Source organism: Bisbaumannia salifodinae (genome assembly GCF_055388505.1).
On the sequence record NZ_AP043781.1, the window covers coordinates 2855555 to 2875280 of the forward strand.

The following is a 19726-nucleotide window of genomic DNA, read 5'->3' on the forward strand; positions in this document are numbered from 1 at the left end:
GATCGATGACTTCCCGAAAAAGGTACTCCTTATGCACTTCCGATTACTGCTGATCTCTCTCCCCCTGCTGTTGACACCTCTGCTGGCCACCGCCCAGGAAGAGGAGCCCCAGCCAACCAATGACGTGGTCGTCGAAGAGAGCGAACCCGCCGCCATCAACCAGGCCGCCGAGACCCTGGAGGGCCACCTGACGGACGAGGCCATGCCCGAGGCGGCCGACTTCGGCCTGGAGACAGCCCATGAGGCGGTCAGCCAGGGCGGCGTGGACGGCCAGGCCGTGTCCGAGAGTGCTAGCGACGGCCGTAGCGAGTCCGGTGCCGGCAGTGCCGGTGGCGGTGCTTCTGGAAATGGCGGTGCCGGTGGTGCCGGCGGTGGTGCCGGCGGCGGCGGTGCCGGCGGCCGCAACTAAGCCGCCCAGCACGGCACGAGTGCCCGCTACCCTAGGGTAGCGGGCATTTTATTGCGCTTATCCCCCGGTCGCTTTGACAGCCACCGAGGAAGCTGGAATCATGTTTGTGAAAATCATTTCCACAAAAGGATTCCGAGCATGCCCATCGTCAATATTCAACTGATCGAAGGCCGCAGCGACGCCCAGAAGGAGGCGCTGATCGAGAAGGTCACCGAGGCCTGCGTGGCTTCCATCGACTGCACCCCGGAGAGCGTGCGCATCCTGCTCTCCGATGTCTCCACCCAGCACTTCGGCGTGGCCGGGGAGTCGGTGGCCAAGCGCCGCGCCGCCAAGGAAACCGCTCCCTGATCCATCGCAGAGCACGCAAAGCCCCGCCGCACGGCGACCGGCAGGGGGCGCCATCAGGCCCGTGGCCTTGCGCCCCCTCCGATGGAGGCTAGCTCGCCTCGCCCTCCCCGACACCCGGCTATCCACGACTGCAGCCTTGCCGGCGTGCCCCAGATCCCCACTGGGCCTCATCGCCTGTCGCGACGGGCTACCGGCCATGCCAAACCAGCAGCATGAGCGCGTTTCCACTGAGCACTAGGCCCCGGTATCCTCAGGCGGCGTCGCGATGATGCCCCCCGGGGGGCCGATCATGCGACACAACTCATCGACGGCCTTCGAGCCACTGTCCTTGCGCCAGGTCAGCATCAGCTGCGACGTGATCGGCAGGTCCTCCAGCTCGTAGGCCACCAACTCGCTCTCCCCCCGCACCATAATGCTCGGCATGATGGCATACCCCATACCCGTGGCCACCAGGCTGCGGATGGTTATGTCGTCATGACACTCCTGGACGGTATTGGGCACGATGCCCGCCTGCCGGAAGCACCGATCGACCCTGTCGTAGCTGCCCGGCGTCGAGTCGCGACTGAAGCGGATGAAAGGGGCATCGGCGAAGGCTCGCAGCGAAGTCGGTGGCGCCTCCGTGAGGGGATGGCAGCGGCTGACGATGACGGCCATCCGGTAACTGGCGATCGGCAGGTAGGCCAGCCGGGGATCCTCTTCCCGCTCGGTGAACAGAATGCCGGCATCGATGCCGCCCTCGAGAATCGCATTCGTCTGCGGGCCCGACAGCATCGATTCCAGGATCAGTCGAATGCCCGGATTCTGCGCCCGGAAACGACTGATCAGGCTCGAGATGCTCGGAATATAGGGATGAATGGTGGTGATGCCGATCGAAAGGCTGTCACTGAAGCCATCCGAGATGGCTCGGGTCTTCTTGGCCACGCTGTCCAGCTCGGCCACCAGTCGGCGACCGTTGTCATAGAGGAACTGTCCGGCGCGCGTCAACGACACCCCCTTGCGATCACGCTCGAAGAGCCGGGCCCCGACCCGCTCCTCGAGCAGACGGATCTGTCGCGTCAGGGCGGGCTGGGCGACCGGGATCCGTCTGGCCGCCGCGGTGATGGAACCGGCGTCCACCACGGCGAGGAAATACTTCAGTTTCTTGATATCCATGGGCCTGTCTCAGCGCTCGGACCAGGCAGCATACCAAAAAAGCATGACCGCATAGGAAAGAAGTATTTTTTCTCCCCTCAATGGCCTGAGCATACTGGAAAACCGCTTATCCCAGGGCCGGTGGATGGGCGCTGCACAGGGGCAGCGATACCACTTCCGCCTCACTCCCGACCAGAACAAGCACAGGACAATGTGATGCAAGAGCGTGATGTACAACGAATGATCGCCTTTCGACGGGAGCTTCACCGCTATCCCGAACTCTCCTGCGAGGAACACCAAACGGCACAGCGCGTCGCGACCATGCTGCGCGATATCGGAGTCGACGAAGTGCATGAGGGGATCGGCGGCCATGGCATCGTGGCCGTTATCCACGGACAGCGGCCCGGCCCGGCCGTCGGCCTGAGGGCCGACATCGATGCCCTGCCCCTGCAGGAAGCCACCGGACTGGCGCACGGCTCGACCCATGACAATGTCATGCATGCCTGCGGGCATGATGGCCATACCGCCATGCTGATGGGCGCGGCCCTGGACCTGATCCAGACACGCCCGGCCCGAGGCCGGGTCATCCTGATCTTCCAGCCCGCCGAAGAGCTGGGCACCGGCGCCCCGGCGATGCTCGAGGACGGACTGCTCGAGCGCTTTCCCGTCCAGGCCGTCTTCGGCCTGCACAACTGGCCGGGCGTGGAAGCGGGCGCCTTCGTCATCCATGACACCCCGCACATGGCCTCCAGCGATGATTTCGAGCTGTGCTTCCACTCCGAAGGCGGACATGGGGCCATGCCGCACCTGACCACCGATCCGATCGTCGCCGCCGGGCTGTTCGTCACCGCGGTACAGCAGATCGTCAGCCGCAACGTCGACCCCGAGGAGATTGCCGTGGTCAGCCTGGGCAGCCTGCAGGGCGGGCATGCCAGCAACATCATTCCCGCCACGGCGCGACTGAAGGGCACGGCCCGCTGCTTCAAGCCCGACGTTCGCCGCCAGCTCGAAAAGCGGATTCGCGAGGTTGCCGAGGGTATCGCCCGTGCCAGTGGCTGCGACGTGACGCTGAACTATGTGCCCTCGACTCCCGCGGTGGTCAACGACACCGCCTGCGCCAGGCTGTGCCGGGAGGTCGTCGAGGCGCACTGGGGCCGAGATCGCCTGGCCTCTCATCCCATCAGCATGGGCGCCGATGACATGGGCTTTCTGCTCGAGGCCGTGCCCGGCGCCTATGGCTGGATCGGCAACGGCAAGGGTACCGCGGCTCCCGCGCTGCATCAGCCGGACTACGACTTCAACGACGATATTCTGGAGGCGGGCAGCGATTTTCTCGCCGGCGTGGCTCGGCGCTTCCTCGATAACAATCACTAGATCCTGAGGCTTGGCATGAACGATTTCGACACAACAACGACACTCGAGACGGCATCACCGCGAACGCTGAAGTTCCCACATATCTTCGTGGTGTTGTTCACCTTCATCTGCATCGCCGCGCTATCGACCTACCTGATCGATGCGGGCAGCTATGAACGCACCACCACCGAGCAGGGCCGGACCGTGGTCGTGCCGGGCAGCTACGCCCCGGTGGACACCGACCCGGCCGGCTGGCTGACGCCCTTCATGGCAGTCTTCGAGGGCATGCGGGAAGGCAGCAGCATTATCTTTTTCATCTTCATCTCCGGCGGCGCCTTCGGCGTGCTCAAGGCCACGGGAGTGCTGCAGACCCTCGTGGCCAGCCTCAGCCAGGCTCTCTCCGGGCGCGACATCGCCTTGATTCCCCTGCTGATGCTGCTATTCGCCGCCGGTGGCGCCACCTTCGGCCTGGCCGAGGAAACCATCGCCTTCATCATCATTCTGGCGCCGATGCTACGCCTGCTGGGCTATGACTCCATCACCGCCGCCGCCGTCCCCTTGGTCGGCGCCGGTGCCGGCTTCTCGGCGGCCTTTATGAATCCCTTCACCGTCGGCGTGGCCCAGGATATTGCCCAATTACCACTCTTCTCCGGCATGACGCTGCGCGCCTGCTACTGGACGATCTTCGTCGGTGTCAGCATTGCCTTCGTGACGCGCTACGCGGCCAGGATCAAGGCGCATCCCGAGCGCAGCCTTACCTACCACAGCGACCGCCGACAATTCGGCAACCCCGCCCCCCTGCAGGGAAAGCAGCGACTGAGCCTGTCAGATAAGCTGGTGCTGTCGGCATTCGTCGGGGCCATCGCCGGCATCGCCTATGGCGTTATCCGCCATGGCTGGTACATCGGCGAGATGTCGGGTGTCTTCCTGCTGATGGGGATCCTGGTGGGCGTACTGGCACGCATGGGACCCAACGAGATTGCCGAGCATTTCGTCAGTGGCTTCAAGGAGATCGCCATGGGCGCCCTGGTGGTGGCGTTCGCCTACGGCATCCTGATCGTGCTCAAGGATGGCAGCATTCTCGACACCATCCTGTATCGGCTCGAAGGGCTACTGAGCGGCATGCCGGCGGTACTGACCGCCATCGGCATGTTCCTGGTGCAGCTGCTGCTGAACTTCCTGGTGCCTTCCGGCAGCGGACAGGCGGCCCTGACAATGCCCCTCATGGTGCCCTTGGCCGACCTGGTCGGCGTGACGCGCCAGACCGCGGTGCTCGCCTTCCAGTTCGGTGACGGCATCTCCAATATCATCACCCCCACCTCGGGCTACTTCATGGCCGGCCTGGCCGTGGCCGGGGTGTCCTGGAGCAAATGGATCAAGTGGATATTGCCCCTGGCCCTCACCCAGCTGCTGCTGGCGAGTGGCATGATCACCCTAGCTCACCTGCTCTCCTGGACCTGAAAGGAATCCTCCCATGACGATCAAGCGCATCACCTTGCATGGCATCCGCCTGCCCCTCAAGCGACCCTTCAAGATCGCCTACGACAGCTACGAGGAGATAGAGAGCCTGGTGGTCAGCATCGAGTCGACCAGTGGCGACATCGGCTGGGGCGAGGCCGTGGTCGACCAGCATGTCTCCGGCGAGACCTGGCAAGCGGCACGCAACGTCATCACCAAGGAATTGGCTCCCCTGCTGATCGGCAAGCCCGCTGACGATATCGGCGCCTTTCATCGTGCCGCCGAGGCGCGCATCCGGCACAACCCCTCGGCCAAGGCGGCCCTGGATATCGCCCTGCACGACCTGCTGGCCCGGCAGTGCCGGCGACCGCTCTACTCCCTGCTCGGCGGCCGCTGCCATGAACGCCTCGAGCTACCCTGCGTGATCAGCATGCTGTCGCCGGAGGAGATGGCACGCCAGGCCGACGAGGCGTGCCGGCAAGGCTTCCGCTCGATCAAGATCAAGCTCGGCGATGCGCCGGAAGCCGACGTCGAGCGTATCGCCCGGGTGCGGGAGGCGCTGCCGCCCGGCATGGCCCTGAGAGTAGACGCCAACCAGGGCTGGAGCGCCAAGCAGGCACTGGAGGTGATCCGCCAGGCCGCCCCCTACCGCGTGGAGTGGTACGAACAGCCGGTGTTCATCGAGAACCTCGAGGCCTTGGCCCGGGTGACCCAAGCGACGGAGGCGGTGATCATGGCCGACGAGCCGATCCACGGACTTCGCGACATGCTCCGGGTCATCCGTCTCGAGGCGGCCGACATGGTCAACATCAAGCTGATGAAATCCGCCGGCCTGCATGCCGCCCGCGCCATGGCCGAGCTGGGGATGGCGGCCGACATCCCCTGCCAGGTAGGCTCGATGGTGGAATCTTCCATCGCCACCCTGGCCGGTGCCCACCTGGCCATCGCCCATCCCAACATCATTGCCAACGACCTGGTCGGCCCCGAGATGATCTCAAGCGACGTGGCCGAGATGCCGGGCGACGGCACGCATATCCCCCTGGGCGAGTCACCGGGACTAGGCATCCGGGTCGACGGCGACCGAGTACGCGAACTCAGCGTCTTCGAGGAGCGCATCGACTGAGCCACCAAGCGCTCTTACCCACCCAGCACTTCGGCGTGGCCGGGGAGTCGGTGGCCAAGCGCCGCGCCGCCAAGGAAACCAGCGGTGCCTAAGCGCCGAGCGAAGCTTCTCCGAACACGCACTCGGGCCCGGCATTGGCCGGGCCCGAGGCGTTTCTGGGTAGCCGGTCCACACCACCGACCCACAAAAAAGCCGGCCCCGTAGAGGCCGGCAAACCGATAGAGGCAGACATCCGTCTATCAGTGCATCGCTCGTTTTATGGCGCCCCTCAGCCTTCCAGGGACATCCAGACGGTCTTGAGCTCGGTATACTCCGCCAGGCTATGGTGGGACTTGTCGCGGCCGTTGCCGGACTGCTTGACGCCGCCGAAGGGCACCGTCTGATCCCCCCCGGCCCAGTTGTTGACGAAGACCTGGCCGGAGTGGAGCTTGCGCGAGACGCGCATGATGCGGTCGATATCCTGGCTCCACAGCCCCGCGGCCAGGCCGTAGTCGCTGTCGTTGGCCAGGGCCACCGCCTCGTCCTCGCTATCGAAGCCGAACACCGAGAGCACCGGGCCGAAGATCTCCTCGCGACCGATGGTCATGGCCGGCGTCACCCCGTCGAAGACGGTGGGCGGGATAAAGTAGCCGGGCCCCTCGAGGGCCGTGCCGCCGGCGCGCAACCGGGCGCCCTCCTCGCGACCCTTGGCGATATAGTCGAGCACCCGGCGATACTGGGTCTCGTCGACCATGGCGCCCATAAAGCTCGCGGGATCCAGGGGGTCGCCGGGCTGCATGGCCTGGGCGGCCTCGACCACCTGGTCGACGAAGGCCTCGCGAATCGTGTTCTCCACCAGCAGGCGCGAGCCGGCGATACATACCTCGCCCTGGTTATGGAAGATCGCCGCGGCGGCGTGCTGGGCCACCCGGTCCAGGTTCTTGCAGTCGGCGAAGACCAGGTTGGGCGACTTGCCGCCGCACTCCAGGTAGACCCGCTTGAGGTTGGACTGGCCGGCGTACTGCATCAGCTGCTTGCCCACCTGGGTGGAGCCGGTGAAGGCCAGGCAGTCGACCTGCATGGACAGCGCCAGGGCCTTGCCCACGGTATGGCCGTAACCCGGCAGCACCTGGAAGACGCCCCGCGGCAGGCCCGCCTCCTTGGCCAACTGGGCCAGGCGCAGCGCCGACAGCGGCGACTTCTCCGAGGGCTTCAAGATCACGCAGTTGCCGGCGGCCAGCGCCGGGGCGATCTTCCAGGCGGTCATCATCAGCGGGAAGTTCCACGGCACGATGGAGGCCACCACGCCCAGCGGCTCGCGCAGCACCAGGCCCAGGCTGTCGTCGCCGGTGGGCGCCACCTCGCCGTAGACCTTGTCGATGGATTCCGCCTGATGGCGGACGCTACCGATGGCGCCGGCCATATCGCCCAGCGAACTGGAGACCGGCTTGCCCATGTCCAGGGTGTCGAGCAGCGCCAGCTCGTGCTTGTGGGCCTCCATCAGCTCGGCGAGGCGCAGCAGCACCCGCTTGCGCTTGGCCGGGGCCAGCCGCGACCAGTCGCCCCGGGCATGGGCGGCCCGGGCCGCGGCCACCGCGAGTTCGGCATCGGCGGCGTCGCAGCTGGCCACATGCGCCAGGGTCTCGCCGCTGGCCGGGTTGAGGGTGGCCAGGGTCGCGCCGTCGACGGCATCGACGAAGGCGTCGTCGATAAAGGCGCGGGTCTCCAGGCTCGGGATCAGGCGATCGGCCAGGGCTTGCCAGTCGGCACGGCTCTGGGGACGTTGGCTTGCGGTCATGCGGTCTCCTCCGGCTGCGGGGTCCGGGCCAGGCGCGCCGCGGTGGCGTCCAGGGCCGCTCGGGCCTTGCTCACCAGTTCATCGATTTCGGCGTGGCTGATCACCAGGGGCGGTGAAATGATCATGGTATCACCCACCGAGCGCATCACCAGGCCGCTATCGAAGCAGAAGTCGCGGCACAGGTTGCCGGCCCCCAGGGCCTTGTCGAAGCGCTCGCCGGTGGTCGGATCGATCAGCTCCAGGGCGCCCATCAGGCCCAGGGAGCGGGCCTGGCCCACCAGCGGATGCTCGGCCAGTTCGCTCCAGCGCTTGGCCAGGTAGGGGCCGAGGTCGTCACGCACCCGCTCCACGACTCCTTCGGTCTCCATCAGCTCCAGGTTCTTCAGCGCCACGGCGGCGCAGGTGGGGTGCCCGGAGTAGGTGAAGCCGTGGAAGAACTCACCGCCCTCCTCGATCAGGGTGTTGGCCACCCGCTCCCCCACCAGTACGCCGCCGATGGGCAGGTAACCGGAAGAGAGGCCCTTGGCGATGGGCATCAGGTCGGGCTTGAGGTCATAGTGGACGCTGCCGAACCATTCGCCGAGGCGCCCGAAGCCGCAGATCACCTCGTCGGCCACCAGCAGGATATCGTACTTGGCCAGTACCGCCTTGACCGCCGGCCAATAGCTCTCCGGCGGCATGATGGCGCCACCGGCGCCCTGCACCGGCTCGGCGATAAAGGCGCCGACGTTCTCCTCGCCGAGCTCGAGGATCTTCGCCTCCAGGGCCGCGGCGCACTCGCGACCGAAGGCCTCGGGGCTCAGGTCACGCCCCTCGCCGAACCAGTAGGGCTGGCGAATATGCGCGATGTTCGGCACGCAGGGACCGCCCTGGCCATGCATGGCGTCCATGCCGCCGAGGCTCATGCCGGCCAGGGTGGAGCCGTGGTAGCCGTTTTCGCGGCCGATGATCCACTGCTTCTCCGGCTTCCCTTTGAGGGCCCAGTAGCGGCGCACCATGCGCAGCACGGTGTCGTTGGCCTCGGAGCCGGAGCCGGTGAAGAAGACATGGCTGATATGCTCCGGCGCCAGCTGCACCAGCTTCTCGGCCAGCTTCACCGCCGGCGGGTGGGTGGTCTTGAAGAAGTTGTTGTAGTAGGGCAGCTGCTCCAACTGGGCGGTGGCCGCCTCCACCAGCTCCCGGCGGCCATAGCCCAGGTTGACGCACCACAGGCCGGCCATGCCGTCGAGGATGCGGTTGCCCTCGCTGTCATGGATATAGACGCCCTCGGCGCGCTCGATGATGCGGCTGCCCTCCTCCCCCAGCGCCTTGAAATCGGTGAAGGGGTGCAGGTGGTGAGCACGATCCAGGGCCTGAAAGTCACGGGTATTCATGGGTAAGGTCTCCAGAAAAGGCCCTCAGGCCGGCTGAGTGGGGGAAAAGGAGGAAGCGACGCCCCGGTAGACAGCGCAGGCCGCGGCGAAACCGCGGAACAGGGCATCGTGGAGGGCATGCTCGCGGGGCCGCCACTCCGGGTGCCACTGCACCGCCAGGGCGAAGGTGGCGGCATCCGCCACCGAGACCGCCTCGATCAGGCCGTCCGGGGCCCAGGCCTCGGCCACCAGCCCCTCGCCCAGGCGATCGACGCCCTGCTGGTGCAGGGAGTTGACCCGCGAGCGGGTGTCGCCGAGCAGGCCCGCCAGGGCGCCGCCGGCGCGCAGCTCCAGGTCATGCACCGGGGCATACTGGGCGGCCTTATCGACGCCGCCGGGCTCCCGGTGATCGAGCATCCCGGGCACTTCCTGCACCGCCTGATGCAGGCTGCCGCCGAAGGCCACATTGAGCTCCTGGAAGCCGCGACAGATGCCCAGCAGCGGCAGCTCCAGGGCCAGGGCCGCGTGGATCCAGGTCAGGGCGGCGGCATCGCGATCCCGGTCGTCGCGGGTATTCTGGGGCGCGCGCTCGGCGCCGTAGCGATGGGGCTCCACATTGGTGTAGCTGCCGGTCAACAGCAGCCCATCGACCCGGGAGAGCAGCTCCCGGGCCAGCTCGCGGTCATTCTCCTGATCGCTCCACACCGGCAGGATCACCGGATTGAGCCCATACTCACGCAGGGCGCTCAGGTACTTGTCGGTCACCATCTGGGCGGCGTGCCCCTCCACCTCACGGCGGCAGGCGATCACCCCCACCAGGGGTCGTGTCGTCATGGCTGGCTCCTCGCAGGATCGCTCGGGCGTTGTTATGGTTTACTCAACATACCGCCGTTGATTTATCTTTCCAAGCGCCCTCGCCGAAAAAACCGGAAAATCATAAATAAGATACTGTTTTTATTTAAAAAATATCCACTTTATCCAAAAGTCTAAGATCCACAAAAACGTAAAGGATTTGACAACACCCGCCCACCGAGAAAGGATAAAGGTCATCAACAACGACCATAAGCCCCATAGGTGAGCGCCATGTCTTCCACCCCCACCGATGACGTCCAGGCCTTTCTCGACCGCCACCCGGAGATCGACAGCTTCGACCTGCTGATCAGCGACCTCAATGGCGTCATCCGCGGCAAGCGCATCCCCCGGGACAACCTGACCAAGGCCTACAGCAGCGGCATCGCCCTGCCCGCCTCGGTCTTCGCCCTGGATATCAACGGCAACACCATCGAGGAGACCGGCCTGGGCCTGGCCACCGGTGACGGTGACCGCCTCTGCCGGCCGATTCCCGGCAGCCTGATGCCGGTGCCCTGGCTGCGCGGCGGCCGCCAGGGTCAGCTGCTGATGACCATGGTGGAGCCCGACGAGTCGCCCTTCTTCGCCGATCCCCGCCAGGTACTCTCCCGGGTACTGGGGCGCCTGACCGCCCTGGGCCTGACCCCGGTGGTGGCCCTGGAACTGGAATTCTACCTGGTGGACCGCCAGCGCACCGAGGCGGGGCTGATCCAGCCGCCGCGCTCCCCGGGCAGCGGCGAGCGCGCCACCCAGAGCCAGCTCTACTCGATGCTGGAGCTGGACGAGTACGCCGACTTCCTGGAGGAGATCCAGAGCGCCGCCGAAATCCAGGGCCTGCCCCTGGACACCGCCCTCAAGGAGTGCGCCCCGGGGCAGTTCGAGGTCAACCTGATCCACTGCGCCGATGCCGTCAAAGCCTGCGACAGCGCCGTGCTGCTCAAGCGGCTGATCAAGGGCGTGGCCCTCAAGCATGGCTTCGAGGCCACCTTTATGGCCAAGCCCTACGGCCAGGAGGCGGGCAATGGCACCCATGTGCATATCAGCCTGCTCGACGCCGAGGGCAACAACGTCTTCAGCGAGCCCGGGGACGATGTGCTCGGCAGCGCCCGCCTCAACCAGGCGGTGGCCGGGCTGCTGGAGCGCATGCCCAGCGCCATGGCGCTGTTCGCCCCCAACCTCAACTCCTTCCGCCGCCTGCAGCCGGGGCTCTATGTGCCCATGGCCCCCACCTGGGGCTTCGACAACCGCTCGGTGGCCCTGCGCGTGCCCTCCGGGCCGCGGGCGGCGCGCCGCATCGAGCACCGGGTGGCCGGCGCCGACGTCAATCCCTACCTGCTACTGGCCACCCTGCTGGCCTCCCTGCATGACGGCCTGACCCGCGAGCTGACCCCGCCGCCGGCGATCACCGGCAACGCCTACGACCAGGTGGAGAACAGCCTGACCAACAGCTGGCAGCAGGCCCTCGACCTGCTGGAGGCCGACGAGGTGCTGGGCGAGGCCCTGGGCCGCGACTTTATCCGCGTTTTCGTGGCCAACCGCCGCGCCGAGCGGGCTCAGGCCATGCAGGCGGTGAGTCAGCTCGAGTACGACTGGTATCTACGCCACGTCTGATCGCTGGCTGAAAAGTGGCTGCGCTCGGCCATGCGGCGTTAAAAATCGGCTCAAAGTACTCATTTACACCCCGTAAACTCGTACGCGAGCCCGGTCCGTCTTTTCGCCGATTTTTGCCTTGCCTGACCATCGCTCGCTCACTTTTCACCTCAGCGACTCTCTCAGCGCACAACACCAAAAAAACACGGAATCTCCGGCTCGTCTCACGAGCCGGCGGGCCGGGATTTGCCCATCCCAACGACCACCACAACAACGAGGCAAGCTCCATGGAAACTCCCAAACGACGACTCTGGCTGACCGGCCTGCTGCTCCTGCTGCTGATGGCCGCCGGCCCCCTGCTGGCCGATGAACGCCTGTCGGCCCCCGGCCTGATCCTCCAGGGCGTGGGCTTCGAGATCGAGGTCGGCGCCGACGCCGACCACCGCCTGACCCTGGATGGCCAACCGCTGACGCTGGTCGAAGGCGAGGCGGGCCAGTGGCTCGCCGAGGCGACTCTCGGCGAAGAGGCCGGCGTCCTGGAGCTCTTCGATGCCCAGGGCCAACTGCTCGAGCGCCAGGCGCTCTCGGCCATTCCCGCCTGGCTCTCCCTGGTGCCGGCGCTGACCGCCATCGGCATCGCCCTGGTCTTCCGCCAGGTGATCGTGGCGCTCTTCCTGGGGATCCTGCTGGGGGGCTGGATCTACCACGGCATGAGCGCCGCGGCGCTGTTCACCGCCTTCAACGAAACGGTCAGCGTGCACCTGCTGGAGGCCGCCAGCGACAGCGAACATATGGCGGTGGTGCTCTTCTGCCTGCTGATCGGCGGCATGGTGGGGATCATCTCGCGCAACGGCGGCACCCAGGGCATCGCGGCGCGCATTACCCGCTATATCCGCAACCGTCGCCAGGCCCAGACCACCACCGGCCTGCTGGGGCTGGCGATCTTCTTCGACGACTACGCCAATGCACTGATCGTCGGCAACACCATGCGCAATATCTGCGACAAGCTGCGTATCTCCCGGGCCAAGCTGGCCTATATCGTCGACTGCACCGCGGCGCCGGTCTCCGCGGTGATGCTGGTCACCACCTGGATCGGCTTCCAGGTCGGGCTGATCCAGCAGGCCATGAGCGAGATCGACGGCTGGAGCGAGTCCGCCTACAGCGTCTTTATCAAGTCCCTGCCCTATAATTTCTACCCCTTCCTGGCGGTGGCCTTCGTCTTCCTGCTGGTATGGAGCCGCCGCGACTTCGGCCCCATGCTCGGCGCCGAGCGCCGCGCCCTGGCCGGCCAGGCCAGCCGCTCGCCGGTGACGCCCCGGGAAGCGGTGGTGGAAGAGGCCGAGATCGAGACCAAGCCGGGCATCGCCCTGCGCGCCCTCAACGCGGTGATTCCCATGCTGGTGCTGGTAGCCTTCACCATCGGCGGCATCATCACCACCGGCGCCGAGGCCCTGGGCCCGGGCGACCACGGCATCTGGGACACCTTCGGCGAGGGTGACGCCTTCTCCGCCATGATGTGGGGGTCACTGGCCGCCTGCATCACCGCCGTGGTGATGACCCTGGGCCAGCGCCTGATGACCATGAGCGAGACCACCCACTACTGGTTCGAGGGGGTCAAGTCGATGCTGCTGCCCCTGACCATCCTGATGATGGCCTGGGCCCTGGCCAACGTGAATGATGCCCTGGGTACCAGCGACTTCCTGATCGCCGCCCTCGGCGAGGCGCTCTCGCCCCAGTGGCTGCCGGCCGCCATCTTCACCCTGGCCGCCTTCACCGCCTTCGCCACCGGTTCCTCCTGGGGCGTGATGGGGATCATGATGCCGCTGACCATTCCCCTGGCCTGGGCGATCCTCGACCTGCATGGCCTGGCGGGCACCGCCGAAGGCATGCCGCTGCTCTACGCCTCGGTGGCCGGGGTCCTGGCCGGCGCGGTCTGGGGCGACCACTGCTCGCCGCTGGCCGAATCCACCCTGCTGGCGGCCATGGCCAGCGGCTGCGACCTGATCGAACACGTGCGCACCCAGCTGCCCTATGCCCTGCTGGTGGGCGTGGTGGCGCTGCTGTTCGGTAGCGTGGCGGTGGGACATGGCCTGAGCTGGTGGCTGGGCCTGTTCGCCGGCCTGATCGTGCTGGCCCTGGCCCTGCGCCTGCTGGGCAAGCGCGCCGAGGACGGCGTGGTCGAGGCGAGCCCCGCCCTCGCCAAGTAACGGCGTCATATCCGGAAACGCCAAGGGGGCCGCGATTGCGGCCCCCTTGGCGTTTTAGGACGGGAGACTGGGCTTGACTGGGGACAGGCCCCTCGGACTGGCAAGGCAAACGGATCAGGCGTCGCCTTTGGCGACCGCCGTGGCCTGCCACTGCACCTGGCCCTCCACCACCGGCAGACGCTCCGCCTGGGGCGGGCTCTCGAGACGCTGGGTGCGCACCTCGTCGTCCAGGCGGTAGGTGACGTTATAGCCCAGATGCTCCTCATGGGTCTCGGTGACGGTATGGCACTGCCGCTCGGTGACCGGCTGCACCTGATTGGCCTCGACGCGATTCTGCACCTCGCGACCGGCCAGGCCACCGCCCACCGCGCCGGCCACGGTGGCCAGCTTGCGGCCGTTGCCGCCGCCCACCTGGTTGCCCAGCAGGCCGCCGACGATGGCCCCGGCGGCGGTACCCACGATGCGGTTGGGGTCCTGGGTCGGTGCCTGACGGTAGGTGACCACCTCCTCGCAGACCTCCCGGGGCACCTCGCTACGGCGCACGGCGGGCTCCACCCCCAGCACCTCGGCATAGACCGGTGTCGGCGCTTCCGCCGCCGGCTCGCCGGCGAACTGCTGCCCCTGATAGGCCCCCAGGGCCAGGCCACCCAGGCCCAGGACCGCCAGGCTGGTTCCGACGATAATGGCTTTACTCATGACGCCTCCTCGATTCACAACGGGTGGCGAGGCGCCTGCTCCATGGATCACTCGGCGCTGACGAGACGGCATCCGGTCGCCCCATCGGCAATAACTACAAGACCCTCCCAGTATAAGGAAACCCCCTCCCTCCCCGGCGCCCCGGTATCGATTTGTCATGACTTTGCATGGGCTGTCGCCGTATGGCGACGCGCCGCCACCCTGCCCCAGAACGACCCCAGCCATCGCCAAGGCGACACCCACCAGCATTGCCGGACGAGGCCCTGGCCGCGGCTGCACTAGGCTGAAGTCATATGGCTCCCTATCACAGCGCACGTGGAATAGCTAAGGGGCGCTGGGGGGCAGGCCGGAACAAGGGTCATTTGCCAGGGGTGAGGAGGATTCCTCCGAACGGGCTGGCCATGGATGGCCAGCACCGGCCCTGCGAGCGGAGCAGGATGCGAGAGCGTAGCAGGGCAAATGTAGCGCCCAGGGAGGGGTTTACCGCGCCTTGTGAGGGTCCGGCCGCCGGGTGCCTGCCCCCAGGGTAGCCCCGAGCCTCGACAGGGAGAGATGACGCCCTAACTTCTACCAGGAAGGAGATTTATCATGGCGACCCTTCCGACACAGGCGGACGCGGTGATTATCGGCCAGGGCGGTATCGTCGGCGCCTCGGTGGCCCACCATCTGATCGCGCTGGGCTGGACCAACCTGGTGGGTATCGATGCCGCGGCCATCCCCACCGACGCGGGCTCCACCGCCCACGCCTCCGACTTCTGCTACATGACCTCCCACGACCGCCTGAGCTGCTACACCACCACCTATAGCCAGCGCTTCTACGAGGCGCTGGGGCACTATCACAAGGTCGGCGGCCTGGAGATCGCCCGGGTCGGCGACGAGGCACGTTTCGATGAGCTCAAGCGCAAGGTGGCCTCCGGCAAGGCCTTCGGCACCCGCGCCGAGCTGATCGACGCCGACCAGGCGGTGGCGCGCTTCCCGCTGCTCGATCGGGCCCAGGTCCTGGGCGCCCTCTGGGACCCGGATGCCGGCCTGGTGGTGCCCCGCTCCCAGCGGGTGGCGGGACGGCTGATCGAGGAGGCGGTGGCCGGCGGCGGGCTGCGCACCTTCGCCGACACTCCGGCCCTGGATATCGACGTCCAGGCGGGCCGGGTGCGCGGGGTCGAGACCCCGAAAGGCCATATCGCCACCCCCCTGGTGATCCTCGCCTGCGGCATCTGGGGCCCGTTGCCCGCCGCCCTGGCCGGAGTGGCCCTGCCGCTGATGCCGGTGGAGCACCCGCTGCTGTTCTTCGGCCCCTTCGACGACTTCGCCGGCAGCGGCCTGGAGATCGGCTATCCGCTGCTGCGCGACCAGGGCAACTCCGCCTATATGCGCGACACCGGCGACCCGCGCTCCACCGAGGGCGGCCAACTGGAGTGGGGCTACTACGAGACCCGCGAGCCACGACTGGTCCACCCCCGGGAGATCCTCCCCCGGGACCAGGCGCGGCTCTCCCCTTCCATGCGCGACCTGAGCGCCGAGCAGATCGCCGCCCCCTTCGAACGGGCGCTGGAGCTGACCCCACGACTCGCCGAGCTGGGCTGGGACGACAAGCACTCCTTCAACGGCCTGCTTTCGGTCACTTCCGACGGCGGCTCCCTGGTGGGCGAGGCCCCGGAGGCCCGGGGCCTGTGGTGCTGCGAGGCGGTATGGGTCAAGGATGGCCCCGGCATGGGCAAGATCCTCGCCGACTGGCTGACCCATGGCCGCCCCGAGCTGGATCCCTGTGGCATCGATATCGCCCGCTTCTACCCGGTGCAGAAGACCCCGGGCCATGTGTTGGGTCGCTGCCGGGAGATCGCCCGCAAGATCTATGATCCGCCGGTGCATCCCCGGGAGCCCTTCGAGAGCGGCCGCGACCTGCGCCGCGGCCCCTTCTGGCCCCGAGAGCAGGAACTCAACGGCTACTTCATGGAGGCGGCGGGCTGGGAGCGGGCCCACGGCTATGCCGCCAATGAGACGCGCCTGGCCCACCTGCTCGAGCGGGTCCCGGAGCGCCCCGTGGAGTGGGATGGCCGCCACTTCTGGCAGGTGTCCAACGCCGAGCAGCTGGCCATGAGCGAGGGGGTGGGGATGATCAACCTCTCCCACTTCGCCATCTACGATATCGCCGGCCGCAACGCCGAGGCGCTGCTGGAAACCCTCTCGGTGGCCAAGGTGGGCGGCGATACGCCCATCGGCAAGGGGGTCTATACCCACTTCCTGGACGCCGCCGGCGGGATCCATTCCGACCTGACCATCGTGCGCCTGGCGGAAAACGCCTGGCGGGTGATCTGCGGCGGCGACACCGGTCACCGGGACCTGGTGTGGATCCGTCGCCAGGCCGAGGCCCTTGGGCTGAGCCGCTGGCAGCTGGAGGACCGCAGCGACGGCCTGGCCACCCTGGGGGTCTGGGGACCCCGGGCCCGCCAGACCCTGCAGGCCCTGTGCGATACCCCGGAGGCGCTGGACGCGGAACGCTTCCCCTTCGCCAGCGCCCGGGAGATCCGCCTGGGCGGCCTGCCGATCTGGGCCTTCCGCATCTCCTATGTGGGCGAGCAGGGCTGGGAGCTCCATGTGCCCTTCAGCTATGGTCTCTCCCTCTGGGATCGGCTCTTCGAGGCGGGGGTGGTGCCGGTGGGTATCGAGACCTACGCCAATAGCCGGCGCCTGGAGAAGAGCCTGCGCCTGCAGAACGTGGACCTGCTCAGCGACTACAACCTCTATGAGGCGGGCCTGGCGCGCCCCAGGGTCAAGGCCGCCGACTTCCTCGGCAAGGCCGCCTACCTGGAACAGCGGGCGCGCCCCCACCAGCCGGCCACCCTCTGCACCCTGGTGATGGAGGCCAATACGGACGATGCCGGCCGGCCGCGCTTCCCGGTGGGCCAGTCGCCACTGCTCGACCCGGAGAGCGGCGAGGTGCCCGTCGACGAACTGGGTCGGCGCAGCTACACCACCAGCATCGCCTATGGGCCCTCGCTGGAGCGCAATATCGCCCTGGCCTACCTGCCCCACGGCGATGCCGAGGAGGGACGTGAACTGCTGCTGGAGTATTTCGGCGAGCACTACCCGATGCGGGTGGCGGCGGTGGGCTACCGGGCCCTCTATGATCCGGATAGCCGGCGCCCAAGAAGCTAGCCTAGATCCCCAGCTTATCGCGGGTGGAGTAGTACCAGGCGCCCAGCGCCGAGAAGGGGACCCGCAGCAGGCGCCCACCCGGGAAAGGCAGGTGCGGCAGGCCGGCGAAGGCATCGAAGCGTTCGTTCTCGCCGCGCATCGTCTCGGCGATCAGCTTGCCGGCCAGGTGCGAGCAGGTGACGCCATGCCCGGAGTAGCCCTGGGCGAAATAGACGTTGTCGTTGAGCCGGCCGAACTGGGGCAGGCGATTCAGCGTCAGCAGGAAGTTACCGCTCCAGGCGTAATCCACCTTGACGTCGGCCAGTTGCGGGAAGGTCTTCGCCAGCTTGGGGCGAATCACCGCTTCGATGCTGGCCAGGTCCTGGCCGCCATAGCTGGTCCCGCCACCATAGAGCAGGCGATTGTCGGCGGTCAGGCGGTAGTAATCGAGCAGGTAGTTGCAGTCCTCCACCGCCATGTCGTTGGGCAGCAAGGCCCGAGCGGTGGCCTCGTCCAGGGGCTCGGTGGTGATGATCTGGGTGCCGCAGGGCATCGACTTGCTCTCCAGTCGCGGCTCCACGCCCTGCATATAGGCATTGCCCGCCAGCACCACCCGCTGGGCGCGCACCTCGCCACCGGGGGTGGTCAGCACCACCGGCTCGCCATGGGTCAGCTTGAGCACCGGGCTCTGCTCGAAGATCACCCCGCCCAGGGACTCGAAGGCGGCGGCCTGGCCCAGCACCAGGTTGAGGGGATGGATATGCCCCCCGGAGTGGTCGATCAGCGCACCAGTGTAGCGTGAGCTTCCCACCTCCCGCTTGACCGCCTCCCCCTCCAGCAGCTCCAGCTGATCATGGCCGTAGCGTTCCCAGAGTGCCTGGTGCTCGCGCAGCCCCTCGAGCTGCTTGGCATTGCAGGACGCGAAGACATTGCCTTCCTTGAGGTCACAGGCAATATCGTACTGGGCGATCCGGCTGCGGATGATGCGGTTGCCCTCGAAGGCCATATCGCCTAGGGCCCGGGCGCTCTCGGCCCCGTACTTGGCCTCGATCACGTCCATGTCGCGGCTGTAGCTGTTGACCAGCTGGCCGCCGTTGCGTCCGGAGGCGCCGAAACCGACCCGCGCCGCCTCCAGCACCACCACCGACTGGCCCTGCTCGGCCAGGTGCAGGGCGGCGGAGATGCCGGTGAAACCGGCCCCCAGCACACAGATATCGCACTCGACGCTACCGCTGATCGGGGGGCGCTCGGGACTGGGGTTGGCGGAGGCGGCATAGTAGGAGGCCACATGATGGGTAGGCTGTTGGGCGGACATCGGCTCGCTCCCTTGATGTTGATTATTCTTTCCATGCTATCACAAGCCAGCCAGACGAAAAGCAGGGAATATCAAAAAAATGGCCCCTGAATCGATATCAGGGGCCATCGACAGCTCAGTCTTCGTCAACTATCAAACAACACCCGTATCAAGCCTCCTGCATCGCCAGCTGCATCGCCTGGCGCCGCTTGGCCTCGCTGCGGCGCATCAAGTACCAGGCCAGGAAGGTGGCCAGCGACACCGCCAGGATGATCAGGGTGGCCAGGGCATTGATCTTCGGCGAGACCCCGAGGCGTACCGAGGAGAAGACCACCATGGGCAGGGTCGTGGCCCCGGGCCCGGAAACGAAGCTGGCGATCACCAGGTCATCCAGGGAGAGGGTGAAGGCCAGCAGCCAGCCGGCGGCCAGCGCCGGGGCGATCACCGGCAGGGTGATCTGGAAGAAGGTCTTCACCGGGGGGGCGCCCAGGTCCATGGCCGCCTCCTCCAGGGAGAGGTCCACCTCGCGCAGCCTTGAAGAGACCACCACCGCCACATAGGCGCTGCAGAAGGTGGTATGGGCGATCCAGATGGTCACCATGCCACGATCCCCTGGCCAGCCGATCAGTTCCGCCATGTGCACGAACAGCAGCAGCAGCGAAAGGCCGGTGATCACCTCCGGCATCACCAGGGGGGCGGTGATCATGCTGGCCAGCGCCGTCTTGCCGCGGAAGCGACCGAAGCGCACCATCACGAAGGCGGCGAGGGTCCCCAGGCAGACCGCCATGCTGGCGGAGAAGAAGGCAATGCGCAGGCTGGTCCAGACCGCATCGAGGATCTGCTGGTCGCGCAACAGCTCGATATACCAACGCCCGGAGAAGCCCGCCCAGACCGTGACCAGGCGCGAGGCGTTGAAGGAGTAGAAGACCAGGATCAGCATCGGCAGGTAGAGGAACACCAGCCCCAGGATCAGCATCACCGTGGTAAAGGATGGCTTTCTCATG

Annotated in this window: 15 protein-coding genes; 8 read left to right on the forward strand and 7 right to left on the reverse strand. The window is 66.9% G+C overall.

Going from position 1 to position 19726, the window contains the following annotated elements; all coding sequences use genetic code 11:
• Positions 1 to 31 precede the first annotated feature (31 nt).
• Positions 32 to 409, forward strand: coding sequence for a hypothetical protein (locus tag ACZ5EF_RS13450; RefSeq protein WP_346063403.1), 378 nt, complete (start codon positions 32 to 34; stop codon positions 407 to 409).
• Positions 410 to 547: 138 nt separating this feature from the next.
• On the forward strand, positions 548 to 757 hold the full coding sequence (locus ACZ5EF_RS13455; RefSeq protein WP_464122153.1) for a 2-hydroxymuconate tautomerase: 210 nt from the start codon (positions 548 to 550) through the stop codon (positions 755 to 757).
• 234 nt (positions 758 to 991) lie between these two features.
• On the opposite strand, the gene ACZ5EF_RS13460 is transcribed toward ACZ5EF_RS13455, so the two are convergent.
• Positions 992 to 1909: a LysR family transcriptional regulator gene (locus ACZ5EF_RS13460; RefSeq protein WP_346063401.1), complete on the reverse strand. Its 918-nt coding sequence runs from the start codon at positions 1907 to 1909 to the stop codon at positions 992 to 994.
• A gap of 195 nt (positions 1910 to 2104) precedes the next feature.
• On the opposite strand from ACZ5EF_RS13460, the gene ACZ5EF_RS13465 reads away from it, so the two are divergent.
• Genes ACZ5EF_RS13465 through ACZ5EF_RS13475 form a run of 3 tightly spaced genes read left to right on the forward strand, consistent with a single transcriptional unit; the run spans position 2105 to position 5822 of the window.
• Positions 2105 to 3262, forward strand: coding sequence for a M20 metallopeptidase family protein (locus ACZ5EF_RS13465; protein ID WP_346063400.1), 1158 nt, complete (start codon positions 2105 to 2107; stop codon positions 3260 to 3262).
• A gap of 15 nt (positions 3263 to 3277) precedes the next feature.
• Positions 3278 to 4702, forward strand: coding sequence for a YfcC family protein (locus tag ACZ5EF_RS13470; RefSeq protein ID WP_346063399.1), 1425 nt, complete (start codon positions 3278 to 3280; stop codon positions 4700 to 4702).
• Between the two features lie 13 nt (positions 4703 to 4715).
• On the forward strand, positions 4716 to 5822 hold the full coding sequence (locus ACZ5EF_RS13475; protein WP_346063398.1) for a mandelate racemase/muconate lactonizing enzyme family protein: 1107 nt from the start codon (positions 4716 to 4718) through the stop codon (positions 5820 to 5822).
• 268 nt (positions 5823 to 6090) lie between these two features.
• Here the strand turns inward: ACZ5EF_RS13475 and ACZ5EF_RS13480 are convergent, their stop codons facing one another.
• The 3 genes from ACZ5EF_RS13480 to ACZ5EF_RS13490 are packed head-to-tail and all read right to left on the reverse strand — an operon-like array spanning position 6091 to position 9785.
• Positions 6091 to 7599 carry an aldehyde dehydrogenase gene (locus tag ACZ5EF_RS13480; RefSeq protein ID WP_346063397.1) on the reverse strand — a complete coding sequence of 503 codons (1509 nt, stop codon included), beginning with the start codon at positions 7597 to 7599 and terminating at the stop codon, positions 6091 to 6093.
• Complete coding sequence (locus tag ACZ5EF_RS13485) at positions 7596 to 8972, reverse strand: aspartate aminotransferase family protein (RefSeq protein ID WP_346063396.1); 1377 nt, start codon at positions 8970 to 8972, stop codon at positions 7596 to 7598. Before ACZ5EF_RS13485 ends, ACZ5EF_RS13480 begins: the two co-directional genes overlap by 4 nt.
• A gap of 24 nt (positions 8973 to 8996) precedes the next feature.
• A complete protein-coding gene (locus ACZ5EF_RS13490; protein ID WP_346063395.1) occupies positions 8997 to 9785 on the reverse strand; it encodes a gamma-glutamyl-gamma-aminobutyrate hydrolase family protein in 789 nt (262 codons plus the stop codon).
• A 249-nt stretch (positions 9786 to 10034) separates the two neighbouring features.
• On the opposite strand from ACZ5EF_RS13490, the gene ACZ5EF_RS13495 reads away from it, so the two are divergent.
• Together ACZ5EF_RS13495 and ACZ5EF_RS13500 are read left to right on the forward strand one after the other, a co-directional pair.
• On the forward strand, positions 10035 to 11411 hold the full coding sequence (locus ACZ5EF_RS13495) for a glutamine synthetase family protein (RefSeq protein WP_346063394.1): 1377 nt from the start codon (positions 10035 to 10037) through the stop codon (positions 11409 to 11411).
• Positions 11412 to 11677: 266 nt separating this feature from the next.
• Complete coding sequence (locus tag ACZ5EF_RS13500) at positions 11678 to 13597, forward strand: Na+/H+ antiporter NhaC family protein (protein ID WP_346063393.1); 1920 nt, start codon at positions 11678 to 11680, stop codon at positions 13595 to 13597.
• A gap of 114 nt (positions 13598 to 13711) precedes the next feature.
• Here ACZ5EF_RS13500 and ACZ5EF_RS13505 read toward each other — a convergent pair whose 3' ends face one another.
• The gene (locus tag ACZ5EF_RS13505; RefSeq protein ID WP_346063392.1) at positions 13712 to 14293 is read right to left on the reverse strand and encodes a glycine zipper 2TM domain-containing protein; all 582 of its coding nucleotides are present in this window, start codon (positions 14291 to 14293) and stop codon (positions 13712 to 13714) included.
• Positions 14294 to 14881: 588 nt separating this feature from the next.
• Between ACZ5EF_RS13505 and ACZ5EF_RS13510 the strand changes: the two genes are divergently transcribed.
• A complete protein-coding gene (locus tag ACZ5EF_RS13510; protein WP_346063391.1) occupies positions 14882 to 17449 on the forward strand; it encodes a GcvT family protein in 2568 nt (855 codons plus the stop codon).
• A gap of 1 nt (position 17450) precedes the next feature.
• Here the strand turns inward: ACZ5EF_RS13510 and ACZ5EF_RS13515 are convergent, their stop codons facing one another.
• On the reverse strand, positions 17451 to 18743 hold the full coding sequence (locus ACZ5EF_RS13515; RefSeq protein ID WP_346063390.1) for an NAD(P)/FAD-dependent oxidoreductase: 1293 nt from the start codon (positions 18741 to 18743) through the stop codon (positions 17451 to 17453).
• A gap of 148 nt (positions 18744 to 18891) precedes the next feature.
• Entirely contained in the window at positions 18892 to 19725 is an 834-nt protein-coding gene (locus tag ACZ5EF_RS13520) for an ABC transporter permease subunit (protein WP_346063389.1), read from the reverse strand.
• Position 19726 lies beyond the last annotated feature (1 nt).

What these genes read in the sequence shown, in the direction of transcription:
- ACZ5EF_RS13450 (WP_346063403.1), top strand. Translation starts at nt 32, where the DNA reads ATGCACTTCCGATTACTGCTGATCTCTCTCCCCCTGCTGTTGACACCT.
- ACZ5EF_RS13455 (WP_464122153.1), top strand. Translation starts at nt 548, where the DNA reads ATGCCCATCGTCAATATTCAACTGATCGAAGGCCGCAGCGACGCCCAG.
- ACZ5EF_RS13460 (WP_346063401.1), bottom strand. Translation starts at nt 1,909, where the DNA reads ATGGATATCAAGAAACTGAAGTATTTCCTCGCCGTGGTGGACGCCGGT.
- ACZ5EF_RS13465 (WP_346063400.1), top strand. Translation starts at nt 2,105, where the DNA reads ATGCAAGAGCGTGATGTACAACGAATGATCGCCTTTCGACGGGAGCTT.
- ACZ5EF_RS13470 (WP_346063399.1), top strand. Translation starts at nt 3,278, where the DNA reads ATGAACGATTTCGACACAACAACGACACTCGAGACGGCATCACCGCGA.
- ACZ5EF_RS13475 (WP_346063398.1), top strand. Translation starts at nt 4,716, where the DNA reads ATGACGATCAAGCGCATCACCTTGCATGGCATCCGCCTGCCCCTCAAG.
- ACZ5EF_RS13480 (WP_346063397.1), bottom strand. Translation starts at nt 7,599, where the DNA reads ATGACCGCAAGCCAACGTCCCCAGAGCCGTGCCGACTGGCAAGCCCTG.
- ACZ5EF_RS13485 (WP_346063396.1), bottom strand. Translation starts at nt 8,972, where the DNA reads ATGAATACCCGTGACTTTCAGGCCCTGGATCGTGCTCACCACCTGCAC.
- ACZ5EF_RS13490 (WP_346063395.1), bottom strand. Translation starts at nt 9,785, where the DNA reads ATGACGACACGACCCCTGGTGGGGGTGATCGCCTGCCGCCGTGAGGTG.
- ACZ5EF_RS13495 (WP_346063394.1), top strand. Translation starts at nt 10,035, where the DNA reads ATGTCTTCCACCCCCACCGATGACGTCCAGGCCTTTCTCGACCGCCAC.
- ACZ5EF_RS13500 (WP_346063393.1), top strand. Translation starts at nt 11,678, where the DNA reads ATGGAAACTCCCAAACGACGACTCTGGCTGACCGGCCTGCTGCTCCTG.
- ACZ5EF_RS13505 (WP_346063392.1), bottom strand. Translation starts at nt 14,293, where the DNA reads ATGAGTAAAGCCATTATCGTCGGAACCAGCCTGGCGGTCCTGGGCCTG.
- ACZ5EF_RS13510 (WP_346063391.1), top strand. Translation starts at nt 14,882, where the DNA reads ATGGCGACCCTTCCGACACAGGCGGACGCGGTGATTATCGGCCAGGGC.
- ACZ5EF_RS13515 (WP_346063390.1), bottom strand. Translation starts at nt 18,743, where the DNA reads ATGTCCGCCCAACAGCCTACCCATCATGTGGCCTCCTACTATGCCGCC.
- ACZ5EF_RS13520 (WP_346063389.1), bottom strand. Translation starts at nt 19,725, where the DNA reads ATGAGAAAGCCATCCTTTACCACGGTGATGCTGATCCTGGGGCTGGTG.